We start from the raw sequence: 22,798 nt of genomic DNA on the forward strand, positions 1-22,798 counted from the left end.
TCGCATGAGTCGCTCTTCCACGCCGGGTTCCCCGGCCGGACGTCCGGCCGGGCCGCACGGTAACCGAGCGCGATCGTTCGATCACCCGCAGGACGAGGAACTGGACGAGGTCGCTCTCGACCCGGCTCTGGTCACCAGCCCCGGGCACGGTCGGGTCGGGGTCTTCCAACCGCCCCGCCCGGCGACGACCCGCACGCCGGGCCCCGAACAGCGGCCGGCGCCCGGCGACAGCGGCGACATCGACTCACCGTTCCTCGACCTGTTCGGCGGCGCGCAGCCCGGCGGCCGGCGCCCGGCCCGGCCCGCGAGCCCCCCGGCCGGCCTGCCCACTGGGGCGGAGCCGACGCCGGTGGTGGCGCCGCCCCGCCGCGGGGTCGGGCGGGAGGCGCTGCCCATCCCGCACCAGCCCGCCGCCCCGACCGAGCCGCCCCCCTCGATGACCGACCAGGGTGGCGCGCCGGAGGAGGAGCCGCCGAGCGTCCGGCTCCGGGAGACCGCCCCGGGCGTACGGCCGGTGGGGCGCCCCCGGGAGGCCCCCGAGGCCAGCCACCTGCCGTCGTACCCCGCCGAGCCGGCGGAGCGGCTCGCCGGTCGGCCGGCCGCCCTCGACCCGGCGCCCACCCGTTCCCGGGTCCCCCACCAGGCCGGCGACCGGCTGCCCGCGCTCCGCGCGACGACGGAGCCGGAACTGGCCGAGCCGGAGGCCCCGGCCCGCCCGGCCCGCCGGGGCGACCGGCGGGCGGAGGCGGGGGGCCGGTCGAGCGGCCGCGAGGTCGCCACCGCGCCGAGCCGGGAGGTGACCCCGCCGCGGCAGCGGTCCGCGGCGCGGAGCGGCAAGCCCGTGAAGCCGGTCCAGGTCCGCCCCCCGAAGATCAAGTTCGGCGATCGGGACCCGTCGGTGGAGCTGGCGATCACCGAGATCGCCGGTCACCTCACCTTCACCCCGAACACGGTCACCGCCTGGTACTGGCTGCCCGAGGTGCGCTGGGCGTTCCGCCCCGACGCCGAGCGCGAGGCGCTGCTCTCGGCCATCTCCGAGCAGTACGCCGGCCTGGCCGGCTTCCGGCTGCACCTGCGCCGCACCACCCGGCCCTTCCCGGCCGACGAGTGGGCCCGCACCATCGACGCGCACACCGCCGCGCCGCTGCCCGACGTGCCCGGCACGCCCGGCTGGGCCGACCACCTGGTCGCGGCACAGCGGCACCTGATGGCGGTCAACCACGCCGAGGGTCAGACCTACCTCGGGGTCACCTTCGCCCGCCGATCGCTGGGCGACTCGCTCACCGAACGGCTGCTGCGCACCTTCGGCCGGGGCACCGCCGACGGCGAGCGCCGCCGGCTGGGCCGCACGGTCGAGCAGTTCGACGAGGTGCTCGGCGCGTTCGGCATGCGGGGCCGTCGGGTCACCGCGCAGGAGCTGGAATGGCTGCTCTACCGCTCCGTCGCGCTGTGCATGGCGCCGCCCGGCGCGCTGTCCCCGGTGACCAACGGGCGGTGGGAACGCGGTGACCTGCTCGCCCTCACCGAGCAGGTCGAGCGCTACCGCACCCCGTACGGCTCGACGGTGAAGCTGGTCAACCGGATGACCGGCGAGGAGCGGCACGTGGCCGTGCTCGCGGTCGGCCGGATGGAGCCGCTGGAGATCCCCGAGCGGCACGAGCCCTGGCTGCATTTCCACGAGCGGCTGCCGTGGCCGATGGAGCTCTCCACCCGGGTGGACATCCTCGGCCCCGGCGACTCCTTCCGAAACCTGGAGCACCGGCTCCGAATGATCCGCTCCCAGCAGCTCGACTACGCCGAGCACGGCATCGACGCCCCGCCGGAGCTGGAACGGCTCGCCAAGCGGGCCCTGGTGATCGGCGACGAGATGACCACCGGCCTGCCGGTCGACTCGGCCCGCGCGCACGGCTGGCACCGGATCGCGGTCGGCGGCCGGACCCGCGAGGAGTGCCTGGAGCGGGCCCGGCGGCTCATCCAGCTCTACTCCCGCGAGCTGCGGATCTCGCTCCAGCACCCGAAGAACCAGGACTGGCTGGCCCGCGAGTTCATCCCCGGCGAGCCGATCGCCAACACCGGCTACGTCCGCCGGATGCCGGTCAACCTGCTCGCCGCCGCGCTGCCACAGGCCGCCTCCACCGTCGGCGACCGGCGCGGCGACCTGATCGGCCGGACCGCCGGCACCTGCCGCCGCCCGGTCTTCCTCGACCTGCACTTCCCCATGGAGGTCCGCGAGCGGTCCGGACTCGCCGTGTTCGTCGCCGAACCGGGCGGCGGCAAGTCCACCCTGCTCGGCGCGCTCGGCTATCTGGCCGCCCGGCGCGGCGTCCAGGTGACCCTGCTCGACCCGTCCGGCCCGCTGGCCCGGCTGTGCGCGATGCCGGAGCTGGCGCCGTACGCGCGGGTGCTCAACCTGACCGGCTCCGAGCAGGGCACCCTCGCCCCGTACGCGCTGATCCCGACGCCGCTGCGCAGCGAGTTCAGCGCCGGGTCGGCGGGCGACCGGGAGTTCGAGATCGCGGTCTCCAACGCCCGCGCCGAACGCCGCATGCTGGTGCAGGACATCTGCATGATGCTGGTGCCGCCCCAGGTGGCCCGGGAGGCGTCCACCGCCACCCTGTTCCGGCACGCCGTACGCCAGGTGCCGGCCGAGGAGACCTCCACCCTGGACGACGTGGTCGCCTGCCTGCAGGGGTTGGACGACGACGCCGGCCGGGAGCTGGCGAACCTGCTGCTGGACACCGCCGAGATGCCACTGGCCATGCTCTTCTTCGGCCGGCCGCCGGAGGGGCTGCTCGGCGCGGACGCCGCGCTCACCGTGATCACCATGGCCGGGCTGCGACTGCCCGACCTCAAGATCGAGCGGGAGTACTGGTCGGCCGAGGAGGCCCTCGCCCTGCCGATGCTGCACACCGCGCACCGGCTCGCCGTCCGCCGCTGCTACGGCGGCTCGATGTCCTCCCGAAAGCTGGTCGGCCTGGACGAGGCACATTTCATGGAGGGATGGCGTTCCGGGCGGTCGTTCCTGGTCCGCCTCGCCCGCGACTCCCGCAAGTGGAACCTCGCCGCCCTGGTCGCCTCGCAGAACCCCAAGGACATCCTCGGCCTCGACGTGCAGAACCTGGTCTCCACCGTCTTCGTCGGCCGGATCGCCGAGGACACCGAGATCGCCTCCGAGGCGCTGCGGCTGCTGCGGGTGCCGGTCGACGACGGCTACGAAGCCACCCTGGCCTCGCTCTCCCAGGCGGACTCCGGATCGGCCTCCCGGCTCGGCTTCCGCGAGTTCGTGATGCGCGACGTCGACGGGCGGGTGCAGAAGGTCCGGGTCGACGTTTCGTACGTCGACGGGCTGCTGGAACACCTGGACACCACCCCCGCCGCGGCCGCCCAGGCGGCCGGGCAGCTGCCGACCGTCCTGGCTGATCTGGAGGCGTGACATGGCGCGGGCACGGATCGCGGCGCTCCTCCTCGCGCTCGGCGTACTCGCCGTGGCCACGATCGCCTGGCCGGTGGTCGGAGCCACACCCGCGTACGCCACCCCGGTCGCTCAGGCTCGGGCCGAGCTGTGCAGCACCAAGGAGTGGCAGGCCGACTTCCGCGCCTGCGTGGCGAAGCTCGACAAGGTGGCGTCGGAGCGGGCGGAATGTCTTGAGCCCCCTACCCCCGGAGCCCCTGATTCGGGCCTGGCCGGCTGGTTTGCCAGCGCTCCGCCAAAGTCTGCCAACGGAGTGACGGGCCAGTACAGCCTTTACGGGTACGCCGGTTACAACTACACCACCTACGACGTAGACGGTGGCTGCGCGTCAACTGTTCTCCATCCTGACTACAAGTTCACCACGACAGTGGCGAACGGCGAATTCATGTTCGCCACAGCGATAATCGGGGCCTCGAACGCCCTGCGCGAACGGGCCTGGGACCCGCGCTCGATGTGGGGCTGGGCGGATCCGCTGGTGGAGCAGGCCACGAAGGCCGTCTACCAGAAGGTGTTCAGCGTCTTCGGCATCATCACGCTCTGCGTGGTCGGCCTCTACCTGCTCTGGCGCTCACGTCAGTCGGACATGAGCAACGCGATGACCACGGCCGGTTGGGCGTTGCTGGTGATGGTGGCGGTAACCGCCCTCGCCGCCTGGCCGGTGAAGTCGGCGAACGTTGCCGACAACACCCTGATCGCCACGCTCAGCGTGGTACACGATGCCGTCGGGCCGCAGAAGCAGGACCCGAGGCCTGGACGCTGCATCGATGACAACCCCGCCCGCTGCAAGGACCTGCGTCCGCCTGAAAATCGGAAGGTCGGCGGTTCGACCCCGCCCCTGGCCACATAGCCTTTCGCCGGGCTACAACGGTCCTCACCTTCGGAAACGTCGGTGGGGACCGTTTGGCGTCTGGGCCTGCCGTCTGGCCCCCCACGGAGGCAGCTTTTGCTGGGATACTGCTGCGATGTTGATGTGGATCGGGCGGGCCGCGGCTCTGCTTGTGGCGCTCGCGTCGGCGGTCTTCGGTGTGCTGTTTGTCTACGGCTCTTGGAACGCCTGGGACGGTCTGTCGCCGGATGGGCCGCCTCTCGGCGATGCTGATCGGATCTATGAGGTTGGCATCGCCTTGTTCGGTCTGAGTCTCCTGGCCGGCGGCATCTGGCTCGCTGTCCGAGTCGCCCGCGGCGTGCGCCAGCGCACAGCGTGACCTGAACCCCCGCTTCTGCAGCTCCGCTCCAACTCGCCCCCTCACCTCCCACCACCTCCACCCCTCCCCTTCCTGGGGCCTCAGCGGCCCCGTACGGACCATTCGGCAACTCCGTCCACCCGTGATGGCCTCCGGCCCTCGTGGCGCCTCTGGAACGTCGAGAACGGGTGAAGCCGTCTCCGCCTGGCCCCGGTCATCTCCGGGACTCGTCACCGGGTCACCTCACTGATACCGGCGGCCGCGCGGGGCGGGGCGTGGGGTTCGGGCCGGCTGGACCCTCGGCTACCGCTCCGGTGGCTGCGGGCCGTGCTGGCCCATGCCGCCCTGGATCGCCTCCCAGACGCTCCGGCCGGCCTGGCGCAGCGTCTCCCCGGCCTGGCCCGCGAGGTGGGCCGCCCCGAACGGCCCCGCCGGCCGTCCGCCCGGTCCGCCGCCGGATACCTGCTGCTCCGGTCCCGCCGCCCGGGACGGCTGGCCGCCCGCCTTTCGGCCTGGCTGGCCGCCCCGCTCCCCGGACGGCGGGGCACCGGCCGCCTCCGGCCACACGGCCTCGGCCGACGGTCCCGGGGGTTGCTGGCCGCCGGGGCCGATCGGCGGCTCGGGGTGCCGGGTCCCGGCGGCGGACGGCGGGGGCGCGGGCTTGGCGACCCGCTCGCGTGGTGTCCGGCGGGCCTCCACGCCGACCGTTCCGGTCCGCTGCCCGCCCTCGTCGACCACGGGCGCGCCCTCGCGGCCGGTGAGCTGCCCGGCCGCCCGGTTCACGTCCGCCATGCCGGCGCCCACCGTCCGGGCCAGCGCGTCGATCAGCTGCGGGTTCCCGTCGATGGTGGCCAGCGCCCGGTCCAGGATCCGCACCAGCCGCTCCAGGCGTACCTTGAGCAGCGCTTCCGCGCTCACGCCGGTGACATCCAGCTCCACCCCGGTCAGGCGTACGCGGACCCCGGCGTCGAGTTCCAGCAGGTTCGCCAGCCGGGCGCGCAGCGACAGGTCCGCGTCGAGCCCGTCCGCCGCCAGCCGGAGCTGGTCGACCGTGACCTCCGGGATGTCGAGCAGCACGTCCTGCTCCGACGATTCAGCCCGATGGTTGCGCCGCTCGCTCGGGTCCGGCTCCCGCTCGGTCGCTCCGCTCTTGCTCATGCTCCCCGCTCCCCGCTGGCCCGGTCCGTCGGGCCGGATCAGCCGCGGATACCCGGTTTCCGGCCGGGCACCCGTCCTGCCCCCGCTGTCCCGCCTGTGCCCTGGCCACGCCCCATCGACCGGCGACCCCCGCTTTCAGCACTGTCAGGAAACCCCTCTCCTGGTGTCGGGAAGCGGGCGCTCGCGAAGCTGCACACCCGGGCATCAGCCGGTATGGTCCGGGCCTATGGGACAGGAGATGGCCGATCCGGATGAGGTTCGTCAGGAATTCGACCGGTTCAGTCTCCGCAGCCGCCTCCTCGCCCCAGCGTCCGCCGAGCTGGCCTTCGCGGTCTTCACCGGGTCGCTGGCCGACTGGTGGGTACGCGAATACACCTGGTCCGGGCCGGAGGCCCTGGCCGACCTGGGGATGGAACCCCGGGCCGGCGGCATGCTCTACGAGATCGGCCCGTACGGCTTCCGCAGCGACTGGGGCCGGGTGCTGACCTGGGACCCGCCCCGACGGCTCGTCTTCACCTGGCAGATCGGACCGGACCGGGTGGCGGTGCCGGACCCGGCGCGGGCGAGCGAGGTCGAGGTGCTCTTCCAGCCGGCGGGCCCGGAGCGGACCCAGGTCGACGTCGAGCACCGCTACTTCGACCGGCACGGTCCGGCCGCCGAGGGTTACCGCGAGGCGCTCACCGCCGGCTGGCACGAGCTGCTCTGCCGCTACCTGGCCACGGTCGCCCGCACCACGGCCTGACCGCCGCCCTCGCCTCGGGCCGGCGGACCAGAGTCACCGCGGACTCGGGCGGACCGGGCTCACCGCCCGATGCCCCGGGCCACGGCGCCCCGGCCGGTCACGCCGGTGCCGCCCAGGTCGGCCCGGCGACCCGCCGCCGCACCCGGACCGAACCCGGTGCCGGCGAGCCGGCGGGGCGGCGCCGTACGCAGTCGCGGGTAGACCTCGGCGAGCCGGCGCTGGACCCGGTCGGAGCGGTCGGCCAGCACCAGCGCCGTCGTGGGCGTGCCGGACTCGGCCACCGCGCCGGCCTCGGCCGCGCGCAGCCGATCCGCCACCACGTGGGCGAAGCCGGCCAGCCAGGTACGCCGGAACGCGGCCGGATGCTCCCCGTCCGGTACGGCGGCACCGGCCAGCCCGTGTGCGGCCTGCACCAGCAGCGAGCGGCGTGCAGGCCGGGTCCTCGGCCTGGGCGAGCAACTTGCGGACCTTGCTCAGCATCGCCTCGGACATGCCCCAGAGCTATCACAGTGGCGGACCGGTCGGGCGCGACGGTCGCGGCGCGCCGGCCCAGCCCGGGCGGCGGCCCGCCGGGCCCGGTCAGGCCGCCCGGCTGCGCAGCGTGGCGATCGTCGACCCGGCGAGGGTGAGCAGGCAGTCCGGTAGCAGCCCGTCGGCGGCCGCGGCGCCGAAGAGCGCCTCGCCGGTGTCGGCATCGTGGTTGGCGTACGCGCTGACGAACCGGGCCACCCACCGGGTGTCGTAGTCGGCCTGGTCGATCCCGGGGAAGTCGAGCGCGCAGCCGCCCGCCGGGGCGTCGTCACCGACCATCGTGGCCGCCAGGCACCACGCCACCCCGTACGCCCCGGCCAGCCCGGAGCGATCCACCACGGCGTCGAAGGTGCCCACCACCGCGTCGCCGTCACCGGCCAGCGCCGAGCGGAGCACGGCGGTCGCATCGTCCAGCGTCTGCTGTGCTTCGTCGGTCACCTGCCGAACAGTAGGACCGAGGGTCAAGCGGTGACCCGGGATCGGCCCGGCCATCACGGTGCGTGATATCGGCAGTCGGGCTGCCGACGGAGCCGCCTCCACGGTCCCAAGGGCCGCGCCGGCACGCTAATGTGCGCAGCGGACCTTCGCCGGAGGAAGGACGACAATGCCCGTATCACGCGCGTCGCGCGCGGCCATCTCGATGGCCTGCGCGGCGCTCCTGCTCGCCACCAGCGCCTGCGGGAGCGACCAGCCCGAGGAGGCGACCACCGACACCCAGGTGCGCCTCTACGGCACCGACGGCAACATGCAGAACTCGTACGCGGCCGAACTGAAGGGCCGCGCGGACCTTCTGAACGGCATGAAGGGCACGATCCCGCTCGTGCAACTGCCGGAAAGCTTCAAGGAACGGCTACGCACCGTAGACCCGAAGCTGACCGACTACCTCTACTCCGCCGAGTCGTACGACGCGGTGGTGATCAGCTCGCTGGCCGCCCAACTCGCCGGCACCACCCAGCCGACCGAGATCGCCAAGCAGATCGTCGGGGTGACCAACGGGGGCCAGCGCTGCGAGGACGCGGCGACCTGCCTGCGGCTCGCCCGCACGGGCCAGGACATCGAGTACCGCGGGGTGACGCTGACCCGGGCCGGGTTCACCGACGCCGGCGAGCCGGCCACCGCCAGCTACGCCACCCTGCACTTCGATCACGAGCGGATCAACGACGGCAAGACCGAGTTCGTCGGCGCCGGCGACGAGTCGGGGGCGAGCACCAAGACCCCACCGCCGGGCCGGAAGCAGCGCGAGGGCAAGCCGGCCGGGCCGCTGGTCCTCGGCGGCCTGCTGCCGAAGACCGGTGACCTGGCTCTGGCGTACCCGCCGATCGCGGCGGGCGTGGCGCTCGCGCTCCAGGACGTCAACGCCGCCGGCGGTGTGCTCGGCAAGCCGGTGACCTGGATCGACGGTGACGACGGCACCAACCCGGCGATCGCCAAGGCGACCGTGGCCTCGCACGTGCAGAAGGGCGTCCACGTCATCATCGGTGCGGCCGCGTCCGGCATCTCCCGGGCCGTGCTGCCCGACGTGGTGGCCGCCGGCCGGGTGCTCTTCTCCCCGTCGAACACCGATGCCGGGCTGACCACGATCGACGACAAGGGCCTCTACTTCCGCACCGCCCCGTCGGACATCCTCCAGGGCCGGGCCCTGGCCGACGTGATCATGCGGGACGGCCCGCACAAGGTCGCCATCGTGGCCCGGAAGGACTCCTACGGTGAGGGCCTCCAGGAGAACGTCCGCGCCGAACTGGAGCGGGCCGGCCTGGGCGGCGACCGGGTGAAGCTGCTCTCGTACGAGCTGCCGGCCGACGCGCAGGCGCCGCCCGTGGACTTCTCCGCCGTGGCCAAGCAGGTCAAGGACGACGGGGCGGACGCCGTGCTGATCATCGGCTTCGGCGAGTCGCTGAAGGTGATCACCGCGCTGGACGACGCCGGGGTGCAGCTCCAGCACTGAGCGCACGACGAGGGCCGCACCGGGCGTACCGGTGCGGCCCTCGTCCTGTCTCGGGCCCGATCAGCGGGACCGGCGCCGCTCCAGGAACTCGGTCATCCGGCGGTGCTTCTCCTCGTCCTCGAAGAGCACCGCCTGGCTGAGCAGGTCGAGCTGCGGGTGGGCGGCGGCCGGGGCGTCCACGGCCAGCTTGGTCAGCCGGAGCGCCAGCGCCGAACCCTTCGCCATCTCGTCCAGCAGGCCGTGCGCGGCGGGCAGCAGCTCCGCCGGCTCGGCCACCACCCGGTTGACCAGCCCGATCCGCAGGGCCTCGTCGGCGTCCACCCGGCGGCCGGTGAAGAGCAGTTCCTTGGCCCGGGCCTCCCCGATCAACGCCGGCAGCCGGTAGGTCGCGCCGGCGCCCGCGAGGATCCCCAATCGCACCTCGGGCTGGCCGAACACCGCGCGCGCCGTGCACACCCGCAGGTCGCAGGCGTACGCCAGCTCGGCGCCCCCGCCCAGCGCCGGGCCGTCCACGGCGGCCACGGTCGGCATCGGGAGCGCCCGGATCCGGGCGAAGGCGGCCTGGTTGATGGCGGCCAGGGCGTCCAGCCGGCCGCGTTCGCGGAGCTGGCCGATGTCCGCCCCGCCGGCGAAGATGCCCTCCGTTCCGCCGGTGAGCAGGAGCAGCCGGGGCCGCGCCTCTAGCTCGGCGCAGACCGCGTGCAGCTCGGCGATCAGGTCGGCGTCGATGGCGTTGCGCTTCTCCGGCCGGTCCAGCGTCACCACCAGCCGGTCCGGCAGCTCCTCGATCCGCAGGCCGCTCACTGTGCTGGCCTTTCGTTCGCGACTGCGGGGCTCGCGAGCTCACTCCTCGCGCTCACGGTGCCAGCCTTTCCTGTCGCGGCTGCGGGGCTCGCGAGCTCACTCCTCGCGCTCACCGCTTCACCCCGCCTTCCCACGTGTAGAAGCCCTGGCCGGACTTCTTGCCCAGCTTCCCGGCGGCCACCATCTCCACCAGCAGCGGCGGTGGCGCGAACCGGTCCCCATACGCGGCCTGGAGGGTGCGGGCGATGTCGAGGCGGACGTCCAGCCCGACCAGGTCGGTCAGCTCCAGCGGGCCGACCGGGTGCCGGTAGCCGAGCACCATCGCCTTGTCGATGTCGGCGGGGCTGGCCACCCCGTCGGCCACCATGCGGATCGCCTCCAGCCCGAGGGTGACGCCGAGCCGGGAGGTGGCGAAGCCGGGCAGGTCGCGTACGACGACGGGGTCCTTGCCCAGCCGGCCGGCGAGCGCGACGGCCGCCTCGGTGGTCCCCGGCGCGGTGGCCGGGCCCACCACGATCTCGAGCAGCGCCATGGCCCAGACCGGGTTGAAGAAGTGCAACCCGAGGAAGTCGGCCGGCCGGTCCAGCCCCTCGGCCAGCTCGACGATCGGGATGCTGGACGTGTTGCTGCCGAGCAGGGCGGGCCGCCGCGCCTCGGCCTCCCGCAGCACCGAGCGCTTGAGGTCGAGCCGCTCCGGGACCGCCTCGACGATCACGTCGGGCCCCTCGGCGACCTCGCCGAGCCCGGCCCGCAGGGTGACCCGCGCCCGGTTCGCCGTCGCCTCCTCGGCGGTCAGCTTGCCGCGCTGCACCCCGCGCTCCCACAGCTCGCCGAGGCGCTGCACGGCGGCGGCGCCGCGGGCCGCATCCACCTCGACCAACTCCACCGCGTAACCGGCGCCGGCCGCCACGTACGCGATGCCGAGGCCCATGGTGCCGGCCCCGACGACCACAAAACGACCACTCATGACGTCCCCTCGCTGCGGGCGGCGCGCGGGGTCTCCGCCGCGCCGGCCCGCACACTCCGCTCGTTCCTGGGTGCGACCCTATGCAGGGCCGGCCCGGGCGGCGTGCGTGGGGGCGCGCCGGATCGGGTACGACGGCCGTCGAAGCCGACAGGGAAGGACCGAGATGAGCCAGGCACCGGAGAGCGCGGAGAGCACCGAGACCGTGGAGACCCGCGGCGACGAGCGGGTGGACCTGCTCCGCGCGGACACCAACCAGGACGGGCGGACGGACGTGTGGGTGGCGGACACCGACGGCGACGGGACGGCCGACCTGTTCCAGTTCGACACCGACGGTGACGGCAAGGTGGACATCACCATGGTGGACATCGACGAGGACGGCACCCCGGACGAGGTGGTCGACGGCGACGGCGGCCTCCCGCCGGAGCACCACTCCCCGACCGTCCAGGTGTGAGGCGTGCGGACGGGCCCTTGTCGTCGGCGCGCGATTGCCGGGGCCCGTCCTTACCCCCGCGCTCAGGCCAGCTTCAGCGTGGCCAGGTAGTACGGGCGGTCCCGGTCGTCCACGTCGACCAGTCGCCATGGCGAGCCGTGGACCAGCTCGGCCAGTTCGTCGACCGAGCACACCAGATAGTCGAACCACTCGGTGCCGAGCAGCCGGTAGCGCAGCCGCAGCCGGAGCTGGCCGCCCAGCCGGCCTCGCCGCCGGTTGCGCTCGTGGTAGCCGGTGTGCACCGGGTCGGTGGTGCCGTACGGGTCGGTGCCGTGCGCGATGACCTCGGCGCCGGGACGGGCCAGAGCGGCGAGCGCGGCCAGGAACCCGGGTGCCCGCTCCCGTCCCTCGATCAGCCCGAGGTTGTTGCCGAGCAGCAGGAATGTGTCGTACCGGTGGCCGTCGGCGACGTGCTGGTCGACCGTGCCGTGCACGAGGTCCCGTACGCCCCGGGCGCGGCAGACCCGCAGCGCGCCGGCCGAGGTGTCCAGCCCAGTCGCCGGGACCCCGCGCTGCTGCAGGTGCAGGGCGATCCGGCCGGCACCGACCCCGACGTCCAGCACGTGGCCGCGCACCCGGTCCACGGCCCGGTGGTCGTGCGGCTGCCACGCCTCGGGTGGGTCCAGGTAGTGCTGGGCGGGGGCGCCGTTGACCAGGCCGTCGTCCCGCTCGATGATCTCGATCACCGGCCGGGGCAGGCGCCCGCCGGCCAGTGGCCGGGGTCCGACCCCGGTCGCCACCGCGTACGCGTCGCGGATCATCTCGCCGAACACGTCGCCGATCGTGGGTTCCCCGGTCACGGGCGCTGTCTCTGTTCGCGACTGCGGGGCTCGCAGACCCGGCTCGCTCCTCGCGCTCACGGCGATCACGCTATCTGGGCTCGGCCGGGCTGTCGCGGCCGTATCCTGAGCGGCGTGACCGACCTGGACCGCCTGGCGGCGGAGAAGTACGTGCTGCTCACCACCTTCCGCAAGGACGGTCGGGGAGTGGCGACGCCGGTCTGGGCGGTGCGGGACGGCGACGCGCTGGCGGTGTGGACGGCGTCGGACTCCGGCAAGGTCAAGCGGATCCGGCGCAACGGCCAGGTGACGGTGGCCCCGTGCGACGTCCGCGGGCGGCCGCGCGGCGCGGCGATGCCGGGGCACGCGACGATCTGCGACCTGGTCGAGACCCGACGGATCCGCGGGCTGTTGAAGCACAAGTACCGCATGATCGGCCGCCTCAGCCTGCTGGGCAGCCGGCTGCGCCGCGGCGAGCGGGGCACGGTGGGGCTGCGCGTCCTGCTGGACTGACGAACCCCGGACACGATTAAGGGCGGCGGATCGACGCTCGCGCGTACGTCCGGCCGCCCCTGATCGGAACGCCTGAAAAGCGTCCGGTGGTCAGTCGCCCTGACGCTGCTGGGGGATCTGCCCCTGCAACAGGGCTCGAACCTCCGACTCGCGGTAACGGCGGTGGCCGCCCAGGGTCCGGATGGCGCTGAGCTTGCCAGCCTTGGCCCACCGGGTCACCGTCTTCGGGTCGACACGGAACATCGACGCCACCTCGGCCGGTGTGAGTAGCGGCTCTGGTTCGTGCGTTCGCGATGCCATCGGGGTCACTCCTCCACATGTATAGACATCGGCCGGGGTCCCGCCGGCCGACGCGTCTCCCATGGTCCGGCTAGTCCCCGATGTCCGACATGGGCCGAACGGCTGAAGGTCCCTAGACGGACGGATGAACCATGCCCGATTTTTACGACTTTTACGCCGCAGAAAGTACCTTATTGGGACTCATGATCACGGTTCGTGATGCGTCAACTACGAGACACTCTCGCATCGAGAGGCCTCTATCGGACAATTCGGGCTAGTTGCAGCGTTCCAGCAACTGCACCGCCCGCCACCGGGCGACGAGCTTGTCGTACGCCGCCGACGCCTCCTCGGCCTCGCCGCGGGAAAGCCCGGCCAGCCCCGTCGCGACCAGCTCGGTCGAGTCGTCGGCGGCCAGCGTCTCGTCCGGCAGCAACTGCACCAGGCCGCCGTAGTCCAGCTCCACCACCGAGCGCGGGTGGAACTCCTCCAGCCAGCGGGCGGCCTCCTCGACCGCCTCGGTGATCGGGGCGTCCCCGACCGACTTGCGCAGCACCGACAGCGCCCGGGACGACCGGCGACGCGCCTTGGAGATCTCCGTCCGGTAGCGCAGCGCGCGCCGGTCCGGCTCGGTCACCAACTGCCGCTCCTGCCGGTCGAAGAGCACGAACCAGCGCAGCGGCACCCCCCAGGTGGCGATCTGCTCGTGCACCCGGGGCACCCCGTGCTCCAGCACCCGCGCTCCGCTGCGCCAGTCGTCCACCACCGCCTTGGCCTGCCCGGCCAGGGTCGGCGGAACGAACGCGTCGGCCAGCACCGACGGCACCCCGTCCCGGGCGCTCAGCGCCGCCTCCGCCACCCGGATCCGCAGGTTCCACGGGCAGACCAGCAGCGTGTCGTCGGTCTCCAGCACGTACGCCTCGTCCGGCAGGTCGGGCAGCCGGGTCCAGCCCGCGCCGAGCGCCTCGATCACCGCGGTGCGCTGTCGGACGGGACCCTCCAGCGGGGCGACCGCCCGGCCCTCGTTGACGTACCGGCGCCAGAACGACTGGCGGTCACGGTCGAAGGCGGTCAGCGGCTCGTACACCCGCAGGTAAGAAGCGAAGAGCGACGGCACGGGGCGATCCTCCCACGAGACGGGACCCCTGCGTCCCCGGCGTGACGGGGGGCCGTGACGTGCACGACAGTACGGTTCCGGCCGATATTAGGCTCACCAGCGCCGGCACCATCCCGCCGGCACGCCACCAGGTCCGCGCCCCACAAGGACGCACACCGACACAGGAGTCAGCAATGGGCGTATTCGCCAGCACCGAAGACCCGGGATCCACCGGTCACGAACAGGTCGTGTTCTGCCAGGACACGCAGTCCGGCCTCAAGGCGATCATCGGGATCTACTCCACCGCGCTGGGCCCCGCGCTCGGCGGCACCCGGTTCTACCCGTACGCCAGCGAGGAGGAGGCCCTCGCCGACGTGCTCGACCTGTCCCGGGGCATGGCGTACAAGAACGCTCTCGCCGGCCTCGACCTCGGCGGCGGCAAGGCCGTCATCTGGGGCGACCCGGAGCAGATCAAGAGCGAGGCGCTGCTGCGCGCGTACGGCCGTTTCGTGGAGTCCCTGGGCGGGCGCTACTACACCGCCTGCGACGTCGGCACCTACGTCGCCGACATGGACGTGATCGCCCGGGAGACCCGCTACGTCACCGGACGCAGCGTGGAGCACGGCGGCGCCGGCGACTCCTCGATCCTGACCGCCTGGGGCGTCTTCCAGGGCATGCGGGCCGCCGCCGAGCACGTCTGGGGCAGCCCGACGCTGTCCGGCCGGCGGGTCGGCGTGGCCGGCCTGGGCAAGGTCGGCAAGTACCTGACCGGGCACCTGCTCGGGGACGGGGCCGAGGTCGTGGCGACCGACGTCAACCCGAAGGCGCTGGAGTGGGTGCGCGCCACCCACCCGCAGGTCGAGCTGGTCGACGACAGCGCCGCCCTGATCGCCTCCGACATCGACGTGTACGCCCCGTGCGCGCTCGGCGGCGCCCTCAACGACGACACGGTGCCGGTACTGCGGGCCAAGGTGGTCGCCGGCGCGGCGAACAACCAGCTCGCCCACCCGGGCATCGAGAAGGTCCTCGCCGACCGGGGCATCCTCTACACCCCCGACTACGTGGTGAACGCCGGCGGCGTGATCCAGGTCGCCGACGAGATCGAGGGCTTCAACTTCGAGCGGGCGAAGCTGCGGGCGACCCGGATCTACGACACCACCCGGGAGATCCTGCGACTCGCCGACGCCGAGGGCGTGCCGCCGGCGGTGGCCGCGGACCGGCTCGCCGAGCGGCGGATGGCCGAGGTCGGCCGGCTGCGGACGATCCACCTGCGGTGAACGTCACGCCGGGGGCGGGGCACCGTTCCGCCCCCGGCTCGCGCAGCGCGGCATGCCGGCGTTAAGCTGGAAATTAGAGCGCTTCGCGATGGTTTGTCCGGTGTCACGGCCAGTCACGGCACCCGCTCCTTACCAGGTAGACTTTGTGACGGCCGGATCACTGCGACGCGCAGGGCCGGCTGACGGTAACCCGAGGTGCCGAACGATGGCATACCCATGTACCGTAAGAGCCACGAGAGATGCCTGACGTCATCGGGGCCCGCCTTCGGGCTGCCCCGCATTCTGTGCGAGGGGGTCGAGCCATGGGGCGCGGCCGTGCTAAGGCCAAGCAGACAAAGGTGGCCCGGGAGTTGAAGTACCACTCCCCGAACACCGACCTCGCCGCCTTGCAGCGAGAACTCGGCGGCAGCGGCAAGTCGGACCACGACTTCGACGACGACTACAAAGAGTATGTCGACGACGATGACGAGGACCACGCGGACGACGACCCGGACACCTGGGCCCGTCCGACCCGCTGACCTCCGGTCACATCTGAGCACGCGGTAGCCCCCGCGTGCTCACGCATGTGCTCAGCGGAAGCCGGCGTACCGACCGACGATCAAGGACCTGCCGCACCGGGCCGCGCCCGGGCGCACCGGCAGGTCCTTGATCGCGGACGCTCGGCGTCAGCGCGGCCGGTTGTTCCAGTTGTAGAACGTCGGGATGTTCTCGAAGTGGTTCCACGCGCACACCGCGCTGGCCCCGTCTCCGCCCGACACCTCCGCCCGCAGCAGGCGCGCGGCCTCGGCCTCGTGGAGCAGAGCGGTCAACCCCACGGCGGCTTCCCGCACTCGGTCCGCCACCGGGTCCGGTGCGGCTTCTCCGACACGCTCAGGCTGCCGGCGACTCGTGGTCTCGGGCATGCTCCAACACTCCCTCCAGTAGGCGGATCTTGCTGTTGCGGCAGTGCTCGGTCTCCGTACCGTCGAAACGCCCCAGCTCGAAGTAACGGTTGGCGGCGTGCCCGCCGCCGCAGAAGCCGAAATAGGGGCAGGACGACCGGCACCCCTCGACGCCGGCCAGGAACTCACCCACCCAGGGCGTACGCCCCGCACCGGCGAGGATCTCGGCCAGCGGGGTGGTCAGCACGTTGCCGCTGCTGAAGTCCCCGTACCGGGGATCGGTGAAGCCGGCCAGCTCCGGGGAGAGCACCACCACCGAGCCGTCATGGGCGACGGTGGGGATCGGGTCGAGCTGGCGGGGCAGCAGGTCGTCGGCCGTGCCGGCCAGGACCGCTCCGGCGTACCGCAGCGACCATTCGACCTCGCGCAGGTGGATCCGGGGATCGCGACGCCACGCGCCCACCAGCTCCGCCCAGAATCCGGTCACCGCGGCGGCCTCCCGGGCGTTGCTCCGGGTGTTGACCCCCTCGGTCTCCTCGATGTTGACGCCGAGCACGTCGCAGCCGAGGTCGAGGAAGTAGTCGTACAGCTCGGTGGCCAGGCCAGGGGCGGGCCGGGACACCACGGCGAGGGCCGAGAAGGGTAGCCCGTGCCGGCGCAGCGCCGCGACCCCGGCCAGGATCCGGTCGTACGCCGGGCGGCCGCCCCGGGTGACCCGCTCACCGTTGCGCTCCCGCGGCCCGTCCACGCTCACGCTGACCCGGATGTCGTGCTCGGCGAAGAACGCGCACCAGGCGTCGTCGATCAGCGTGGCGTTGGTCTGGACGTGGTGTTCCACCTCGGGGCCGAAGGGGGCCAGCAGGGCAGCCAGGTGCTCCCGTCCGGCCGCCAGGGGCTCCCCGCCGTGCCAGACCACGGAGAACCGCCCCGCGGCCGCCCACGGGTTCACCGAAGCCGCCACCGCCTCGGCGACCGCGACCGGCATCCGCCGGTCCACCGCCCGCATCGGCAGGTAGCAGTAGGCGCAGTCGAGATTGCAGAGCGTGGTCGGCTGCATCACCACGTACGAGGGGACGGCGGCGATGCCGCGCATCCCCGGGTGCGTACGAGCAGCCATCAACCCTCCCCCGTCAGCCCGAAGTGCCCTTCAGGCTAGGCGGCGCTGGCTACTCGGGTGAACCCCCGATCAGGTGCCCGGATGATCACCGGAACGTGATCACCCGCGGGTGTGGTGCCCGATCATCTGCACGTTGCCGGAGCCCTCGATGATCTCGCCGGCCTGCCAGGCGTCGACCCCACGGCCGGTCAGGGTGGCCAGCGCGCGGTCGGCGTCCTCGGCGGAGACGATGGCGAACATGCCGACGCCCATGTTGAACGTCGCCTCCATCTCCGGGTCCTCGATCCGACCCTTCGACTGAATCAGGTCGAAGATCGGCTGCGGCTTCCAGGTGGAGCGGTTGACCACCGCGTCGACGTGCTCCGGCAGGATCCGGACCAGGTTGCCCGGGATGCCGCCACCAGTGACGTGGGCCAGCGACCGCACCTCGGCCTCGGCGATCAGCTTGAGGCAGTCCTGGGCGTAGATCTTGGTGGGGGTGAGCAGCTCCTCGCCGAGGGTCCGCTGCCGGCCGAAGTCCTCGATCACCACGTCCAGCCGCATCCGGCCGGCGCCGAGCAGCACGTGCCGGACCAGCGAGTAGCCGTTGGAGTGCAGGCCGGAGGAGCGCATCGCGATCACGACGTCGCCCACCTCGACCCGCTCGGGGCTGAGGATCTCGCTCTCCTCCACCACGCCGACACCGGTGGCGGAGATGTCGTACTCGTCGGGACGCAGCACACCCGGGTGCTCCGCCGTCTCGCCGCCGAGCAGGGCGCAGCCCGCGTACCGGCAGCCGTCGGCGATGCCCGCGCCGATCTCGGCGACCTTGTCCGGCACGACCTCGCCGGTGGCGATGTAGTCGAGCAGGAACAGCGGCTCGGCGCCGCAGGCGACCAGGTCGTCGACCACCATGGCGACCAGGTCGATGCCGACCGTGTCGTGGATATCGAGCTGCTGGGCGATCACCAGCTTGGTGCCGACCCCGTCCGTCGAGGAGGCGAGGATCGGGTTCTTGTATTTCTTGGTGTCCAGCCGGAACAGGCCGGCGAAGCCGCCCAGGTCACCCAGGACCTCCGGGCGCCGGGTCTGCTTGACCTTGGACTTCAGCAGCTCGACCGCGCGGTCGCCCGCCTCGATCGACACCCCGGCGTCGGCGTAGGAGACCGAGCGTTTGCGCGTCGTGCGGCTGGTGCCGGCCGTCCAGGGCTGGCGGTCGCCGCCGGCGCCCGACGGGCTGGTTCCTGCGCCGCTGCGCTCGGACACGTGCGTCACGGGTTCTCCCCTTTGTGGTTCTCGCGGGCCGCCGTTGCGGTGAGCGACCCGCGTCGGAGGTGCTATGGCTGGTGGGTAGCGGCCGACGGCTTCAGGTCGGGGCGCGCCTCCAGACGCGCCGAGCTGAAGTTGTCGCTGAGTTCGGCGGTGGCCTCGGCGGCGACCCGCCGGCCCACGCCTTCGAGCACGTGCTTGCCGATCAGGTGCCCGGCCGGCAGTTCGATCGGGTACTCCCCATCGAAGCATGCCCGGCAGAGCCGTGTCTTCGGCTGCTCGGTCGCGGCGATGAGGCCGGCCAGCGAGACGTAACCCAGCGTGTCCGCCCCGATCGACCGCCGGATGCCCTCGTTGTCCAGCCCGTTTGCCAGCAGCTCGGCGCGGGTGGCGAAGTCGATGCCGTAGAAGCAGGGCCAGCTCACCGGCGGGGAGGAGATCCGCACGTGGACCTCCAGGGCGCCCGCCTCGCGCAGCATCCGCACGATGGCCCGCTGGGTGTTGCCGCGGACGATCGAGTCGTCCACCACGACCAGGCGCTTGCCCCGGACGTTCTCCCGGAGCGGGTTCAGCTTGAGCCGGATGCCGAGCTGGCGCAGCGTCTGCGACGGCTGGATGAAGGTGCGCCCGACGTACGGGTTCTTCATCAGGCCCTGGCCGTAGGTGATCCCGGACTCCTCGGCGTAGCCGATGGCGGCCGGGGTGCCGGACTCCGGCACCGGGATCACCAGGTCGGCCTCGACCGGGTGCTCCCGGGCGAGCTGGCGGCCGATCTGCACCCGGGCCGAGTGCACGTTGCGCCCGGCGATGGTGGCGTCCGGGCGGGCGATGTACACGTACTCGAAGAGGCAGCCCTTCGGCTCCGGCGCGGCGAACCGGGTGGACCGCAGCCCGTCCTCGTCGATCGCGATCAACTCGCCGGGCTCGACCTCGCGGACCACGCTCGCGCCGACGATGTCCAGCGCGGCGGTCTCGCTGGCGACCACCCAGCCGCGCTCCAGCCGGCCGAGCACCAAGGGACGCACCCCGTGCGGGTCGCGGGCCGCGTAGAGGGTCGACTCGTCCATGAAGACGAAGCTGAACGCGCCGCGCAGCTGGGGCAGCACCTCCAGCGCGGCCGCCTCGACCGAGAGATCCGGCCGGCTGGCCAGCAGCATGGTCACCAGCGAGGTGTCGTTGGTCGAGCCGTCGGAGTCCATGCCGCGCGCGGCCGCCTCGCGCTGGAGTTCGGCGGTGTTGACCAGGTTGCCGTTGTGGGCCAGCGCGATCGTGGTGCCGGCAGTGGTCGCCCGGATGGTCGGCTGGGCGTTCTCCCAGGTCGAACCGCCCGTGGTCGAGTAGCGGGCGTGGCCGATCGCGACGTGCCCGCGCAGGCTGGCCAGGGTCGGCTCGTCGAACACCTGGGCCACCAGGCCGAGATCCTTGTAGACCACCACCCCCGAGCCGTCGCTCACCGCGATGCCCGCAGCCTCCTGGCCACGGTGCTGCAGGGCGTACAGCCCGAAGTAGGTCAGGTTGGCGACCTCCTCCCCAGGGGCCCAGACGCCGAAGACGCCGCACGCGTCCTGGGGGCCGGGTCGTTGGGGGTCAAGGTCGTGGCTCAGCCGGCCATCGCCTCGGGGCACCTGCCGCTCCCTCATGCTGGTCTGGACCGGCCCGGCGGAGGCGGGGGCAACTCCGCGCGATCGGCCGGGGCCGTCGTCGCCTGACAGTGTACGCGAACAGCAGTCGACACTGACAGTCACCATTCGCCCGCCCACTGTGACGACGAGCGGAGGGTACGCCCAGCTAGAGCGGGAGGTACGCGGAGAGGTCGGCGCGGATCCCGCTGACCCGTACGCGACCCTCGGTGATCGCCTCCGCCCAGGCGAGGCGGCCGGTGGCCAGCGCGAGCCAGGTCTCCGGGTCCATTTCCACCACGTTTGGGGGCGTTCCTCTGGTGTGTCGCGGCCCGGCCACGCACTGCACGGCACCGTATGGTGGAACGCGCACCTCCACCGATCGGCCGGGGGCGCGCTCCGTGAGGGCGGCCAGGAGAGCACGCACCGCCTCCCGGAACACCGGTCGTTCGGGCGTACGCCCCTCATCCAGCGCCGTCAACGCGGCGGCGACCGCGGCGGACTTGGTATGCGGAGAGGACACGACGGGACGATACGATTCGACGGCACCGCGGTCGACGCTGGCCCTGGGTAGAGATGATCCGGTAAGACAAGGCATAGTTGCCGACGGCGTATTCGTACCGTGAGTGATCGTCCCCGGCCCGGCGCCGGCCGGCGGGGAGAGATCAGACCCGGAAGGCGGTGGACGTGTCAACACACCGACGTGCCTGGAAGCAGCGGGCCGGTGTGGTCGTGGCGCTGGTCGTCGGCGCACTGCTCGCCGTCCCCGCCATACCCGCCTCCGCCGCCAGGATCACCTCAGCCGACGACTCGGTGACGATTGATGCCGGCAAAAGCAGCTCGGTCAGCGTCACCGTCACACCGGAAGCTGGCGAGAACTCAGCGACGATCGACATCACGGGTCTACCCAACGGAGTCACCTGCGCGGGATGCGGGAAGAAGATCGACTTCCCCGGGGGCATCCCGGCCCCGCAGTCGGTGACCCTGACTCTGTCAGCGGCAGCCAACGCACCTGCTGCCGACGGAACCCGAGCGACGATTCGGGTCGAGGGCAACGGTAACGGGGGGTCGGACTCCGGTTCCCTCAGAGTCACCGTCAAGGCGGCGGCGCCCCCGACGCAGGAGCAGCCGCAGACGGTCAAGTCGATCTCCGGCAAGGTGGTGATCGCGGACAACAGCGAGCCGATCGCGGGTGCCGTGGTCATGCTCCGTGACAGCCGGGGCACGCGCCAGACCAACACGGACAGCAGCGGTAACTTCCGGTTCACCGGCACGGCCTCGGAGCCGATCGCGCCCGGACGGCTCGACCTGGGGGCCAGCAAGGACGGCACCAACGGCTACAAGTCGATCGACGCGGCGGCCGGCCAGGCCGTGACCGGCGTGCGGATCAGCGTGCCGATCAAGGTCGAGAAGAGCCCGAGCCCGACGCCGTCCGCCAGCGAGGAGCCCCTGCCGACCGACGACGCGACCGACGAGGCCACCGACACGCCGACCGACGCGGCGGCCCAGGGCCAGCAGCCCGCCGCCCAGCAGGACTCCGGCGGCTTCGGCAACTGGCTGCTGATCCTGCTCGGCGGTCTCTTCGTGGCCGTGGGCGTCGGCACCATCGTGCTGCTCTACATGAAGCGCAAGAACGAGGGCGACGACACCGACGGTGACGGCCTGGGTGGCCCGGTGGGTCCGGGTGGCCCGGCGGGGGCGGCGGGCGCCGTGCCGGGCGCCCGGGGCGCCTACCGGGGCGCCGACGACCAGACCCGGGTGGTCAACGGCATGGGCGCCGGAGCGGCGCCGACGATGGTCGGCGGCACCTCGCTCAGCGACGCGCCGACCATGATGCACCGCCCGGTCGTGGACGACGTCCCGCCGGACCCGTACGGCGCCCCGCCCGGCCCTGGCTACGGCGCCGGCGGCGGGCAGGACGGCTGGGGCGGCACCGGCTACGGCGACGAGGCGCCCGGCCAGGGCGCCTACGGCAACAACGGCTACGGCAATGCGCCCTCCTCGGGTGGCGGCTACGGCAACGCCCCGTCCTCGGGTGGCGGCTACGGCAACGCGCCCTCCTCGGGTGGCGGCTACGGCAGCCGGGACTACGGGGCTGGTGGCTACCCGCCCGCCCAGGGCGGCGGCTACGGCGGCGAGCGGTACGACGAGCCGACCGGCCGCTACACCGGCGACAGCACGCAGTACGCGCCGCCGGCCGACCCCTACCCGACCAGCACCTACCAGCCGGACCAGGGGCGGGGCTACGACCAGCCGGGCCAGGGCCAGTACGGCCGAGGGTCGGAGCCGGGCAACGGCTACAGTGCGGGCGGCGGCTACGGCGGCCCCTCGGGCGGCTACGACAACGGCCCCTCGGGTGGCTATGACAACGGGCCGTCCGGCGGCTACGACGGCGGCCAGCAGGGCTACGAGCAGCGTGGCGGCGGCTCGCAGCGCGGCTACGACGGCTACGACCAGCGCGGCGGCGGCTACGGCGGCGGCGACGGTTACGGCCAGCCGCAGCAGGGCGGCTACGGCCAGGAGCAGCCGCCTCAGCAGCGGACCGGTGGCTACGACAACCAGGGCTACGACCAGGGCGGCTACTACGGCGACCCGGCCCAGGCCGGCCGGGGTCGACCCGACGGCCCGCAGGAGCGCGGCGGCCGCCGCCTCGACTGGCTGGACGACTGACCACCGGGGCTGCACCTAGGGGACGAATA

General features: G+C 72.8%; 23 protein-coding genes and 1 tRNA gene. 10 read left to right on the top strand and 14 right to left on the bottom strand.

Going from position 1 to position 22,798, the window contains the following annotated elements:
- The first annotated feature begins 4 nt into the window (after positions 1–4).
- Positions 5–3,433, top strand: a complete 3,429-nt coding sequence (locus ACY34I_RS10165) for an ATP-binding protein (RefSeq protein ID WP_462754332.1) — start codon at positions 5–7, stop codon at positions 3,431–3,433.
- Positions 3,434–4,045: 612 nt separating this feature from the next.
- Here ACY34I_RS10165 and ACY34I_RS10170 read toward each other — a convergent pair.
- Positions 4,046–4,171: a hypothetical protein gene (locus ACY34I_RS10170; RefSeq protein ID WP_462754334.1), complete on the bottom strand. Its 126-nt coding sequence runs from the start codon at positions 4,169–4,171 to the stop codon at positions 4,046–4,048.
- A gap of 47 nt (positions 4,172–4,218) precedes the next feature.
- Between ACY34I_RS10170 and ACY34I_RS10175 the strand changes: the two genes are divergently transcribed.
- Positions 4,219–4,314, top strand: a tRNA-Phe gene (locus tag ACY34I_RS10175).
- Between the two features lie 120 nt (positions 4,315–4,434).
- Entirely contained in the window at positions 4,435–4,677 is a 243-nt protein-coding gene (locus tag ACY34I_RS10180; protein ID WP_462754335.1) for a hypothetical protein, read from the top strand.
- 282 nt (positions 4,678–4,959) lie between these two features.
- On the opposite strand, the gene ACY34I_RS10185 is transcribed toward ACY34I_RS10180, so the two are convergent.
- Entirely contained in the window at positions 4,960–5,814 is an 855-nt protein-coding gene (locus tag ACY34I_RS10185; protein ID WP_462754337.1) for a hypothetical protein, read from the bottom strand.
- A 226-nt stretch (positions 5,815–6,040) separates the two neighbouring features.
- Here ACY34I_RS10185 and ACY34I_RS10190 point away from each other — a divergent pair, with 226 nt between their 5' ends.
- Positions 6,041–6,556: an SRPBCC family protein gene (locus ACY34I_RS10190; RefSeq protein ID WP_187413322.1), complete on the top strand. Its 516-nt coding sequence runs from the start codon at positions 6,041–6,043 to the stop codon at positions 6,554–6,556.
- Between the two features lie 59 nt (positions 6,557–6,615).
- On the opposite strand, the gene ACY34I_RS10195 is transcribed toward ACY34I_RS10190, so the two are convergent.
- Complete coding sequence (locus ACY34I_RS10195; RefSeq protein ID WP_462754338.1) at positions 6,616–6,969, bottom strand: hypothetical protein; 354 nt, start codon at positions 6,967–6,969, stop codon at positions 6,616–6,618.
- Between the two features lie 166 nt (positions 6,970–7,135).
- Positions 7,136–7,525: a hypothetical protein gene (locus tag ACY34I_RS10200; RefSeq protein WP_462754340.1), complete on the bottom strand. Its 390-nt coding sequence runs from the start codon at positions 7,523–7,525 to the stop codon at positions 7,136–7,138.
- A 166-nt stretch (positions 7,526–7,691) separates the two neighbouring features.
- Between ACY34I_RS10200 and ACY34I_RS10205 the strand changes: the two genes are divergently transcribed.
- On the top strand, positions 7,692–9,032 hold the full coding sequence (locus ACY34I_RS10205) for an ABC transporter substrate-binding protein (RefSeq protein WP_462754342.1): 1,341 nt from the start codon (positions 7,692–7,694) through the stop codon (positions 9,030–9,032).
- 60 nt (positions 9,033–9,092) lie between these two features.
- Here ACY34I_RS10205 and ACY34I_RS10210 read toward each other — a convergent pair whose 3' ends face one another.
- Both ACY34I_RS10210 and ACY34I_RS10215 read right to left on the bottom strand, forming a co-directional pair.
- Positions 9,093–9,836: an enoyl-CoA hydratase/isomerase family protein gene (locus ACY34I_RS10210; RefSeq protein ID WP_462754343.1), complete on the bottom strand. Its 744-nt coding sequence runs from the start codon at positions 9,834–9,836 to the stop codon at positions 9,093–9,095.
- A 109-nt stretch (positions 9,837–9,945) separates the two neighbouring features.
- A complete protein-coding gene (locus tag ACY34I_RS10215; RefSeq protein ID WP_462754345.1) occupies positions 9,946–10,803 on the bottom strand; it encodes a 3-hydroxyacyl-CoA dehydrogenase family protein in 858 nt (285 codons plus the stop codon).
- Positions 10,804–10,966: 163 nt separating this feature from the next.
- Between ACY34I_RS10215 and ACY34I_RS10220 the strand changes: the two genes are divergently transcribed.
- On the top strand, positions 10,967–11,254 hold the full coding sequence (locus ACY34I_RS10220) for a hypothetical protein (RefSeq protein WP_462754347.1): 288 nt from the start codon (positions 10,967–10,969) through the stop codon (positions 11,252–11,254).
- A gap of 62 nt (positions 11,255–11,316) precedes the next feature.
- Here the strand turns inward: ACY34I_RS10220 and ACY34I_RS10225 are convergent, their stop codons facing one another.
- Positions 11,317–12,093: a class I SAM-dependent methyltransferase gene (locus tag ACY34I_RS10225; protein ID WP_148793954.1), complete on the bottom strand. Its 777-nt coding sequence runs from the start codon at positions 12,091–12,093 to the stop codon at positions 11,317–11,319.
- A 114-nt stretch (positions 12,094–12,207) separates the two neighbouring features.
- On the opposite strand from ACY34I_RS10225, the gene ACY34I_RS10230 reads away from it, so the two are divergent.
- Entirely contained in the window at positions 12,208–12,585 is a 378-nt protein-coding gene (locus tag ACY34I_RS10230) for a PPOX class F420-dependent oxidoreductase (protein WP_462754349.1), read from the top strand.
- Between the two features lie 90 nt (positions 12,586–12,675).
- On the opposite strand, the gene ACY34I_RS10235 is transcribed toward ACY34I_RS10230, so the two are convergent.
- Together ACY34I_RS10235 and ACY34I_RS10240 are read right to left on the bottom strand one after the other, a co-directional pair.
- The gene (locus ACY34I_RS10235; RefSeq protein ID WP_007073996.1) at positions 12,676–12,885 is read right to left on the bottom strand and encodes a BldC family transcriptional regulator; all 210 of its coding nucleotides are present in this window, start codon (positions 12,883–12,885) and stop codon (positions 12,676–12,678) included.
- 253 nt (positions 12,886–13,138) lie between these two features.
- On the bottom strand, positions 13,139–13,978 hold the full coding sequence (locus ACY34I_RS10240; RefSeq protein ID WP_148793952.1) for a hypothetical protein: 840 nt from the start codon (positions 13,976–13,978) through the stop codon (positions 13,139–13,141).
- A 173-nt stretch (positions 13,979–14,151) separates the two neighbouring features.
- Here ACY34I_RS10240 and ACY34I_RS10245 point away from each other — a divergent pair, with 173 nt between their 5' ends.
- On the top strand, positions 14,152–15,234 hold the full coding sequence (locus ACY34I_RS10245) for a Glu/Leu/Phe/Val family dehydrogenase (RefSeq protein WP_462754351.1): 1,083 nt from the start codon (positions 14,152–14,154) through the stop codon (positions 15,232–15,234).
- A gap of 302 nt (positions 15,235–15,536) precedes the next feature.
- Positions 15,537–15,752, top strand: a complete 216-nt coding sequence (locus tag ACY34I_RS10250; RefSeq protein ID WP_073834995.1) for a DUF3073 domain-containing protein — start codon at positions 15,537–15,539, stop codon at positions 15,750–15,752.
- A 147-nt stretch (positions 15,753–15,899) separates the two neighbouring features.
- Here the strand turns inward: ACY34I_RS10250 and amcA are convergent, their stop codons facing one another.
- The 5 genes from amcA to ACY34I_RS10275 form a co-directional block, all read right to left on the bottom strand.
- Complete coding sequence (amcA, locus tag ACY34I_RS10255; protein ID WP_148793950.1) at positions 15,900–16,136, bottom strand: multiple cyclophane-containing RiPP AmcA; 237 nt, start codon at positions 16,134–16,136, stop codon at positions 15,900–15,902.
- Complete coding sequence (gene amcB, locus ACY34I_RS10260; RefSeq protein WP_462754376.1) at positions 16,105–17,208, bottom strand: cyclophane-forming radical SAM peptide maturase AmcB; 1,104 nt, start codon at positions 17,206–17,208, stop codon at positions 16,105–16,107. The genes amcA and amcB overlap by 32 nt, the downstream gene beginning before the upstream one ends.
- A 123-nt stretch (positions 17,209–17,331) precedes the next feature.
- Positions 17,332–18,486: a phosphoribosylformylglycinamidine cyclo-ligase gene (gene purM, locus ACY34I_RS10265; RefSeq protein WP_148793948.1), complete on the bottom strand. Its 1,155-nt coding sequence runs from the start codon at positions 18,484–18,486 to the stop codon at positions 17,332–17,334.
- Between the two features lie 62 nt (positions 18,487–18,548).
- Complete coding sequence (purF, locus tag ACY34I_RS10270; RefSeq protein ID WP_462754352.1) at positions 18,549–20,105, bottom strand: amidophosphoribosyltransferase; 1,557 nt, start codon at positions 20,103–20,105, stop codon at positions 18,549–18,551.
- A gap of 163 nt (positions 20,106–20,268) precedes the next feature.
- Entirely contained in the window at positions 20,269–20,622 is a 354-nt protein-coding gene (locus ACY34I_RS10275; protein WP_462754353.1) for a sterol carrier family protein, read from the bottom strand.
- A 164-nt stretch (positions 20,623–20,786) separates the two neighbouring features.
- Here ACY34I_RS10275 and ACY34I_RS10280 point away from each other — a divergent pair, with 164 nt between their 5' ends.
- Entirely contained in the window at positions 20,787–22,769 is a 1,983-nt protein-coding gene (locus tag ACY34I_RS10280) for a carboxypeptidase-like regulatory domain-containing protein (protein ID WP_462754355.1), read from the top strand.
- The last annotated feature ends 29 nt before the right edge of the window (positions 22,770–22,798 follow it).

It is taken from the genome of Micromonospora sp. RTBAU3-60 (genome assembly GCF_054963695.1).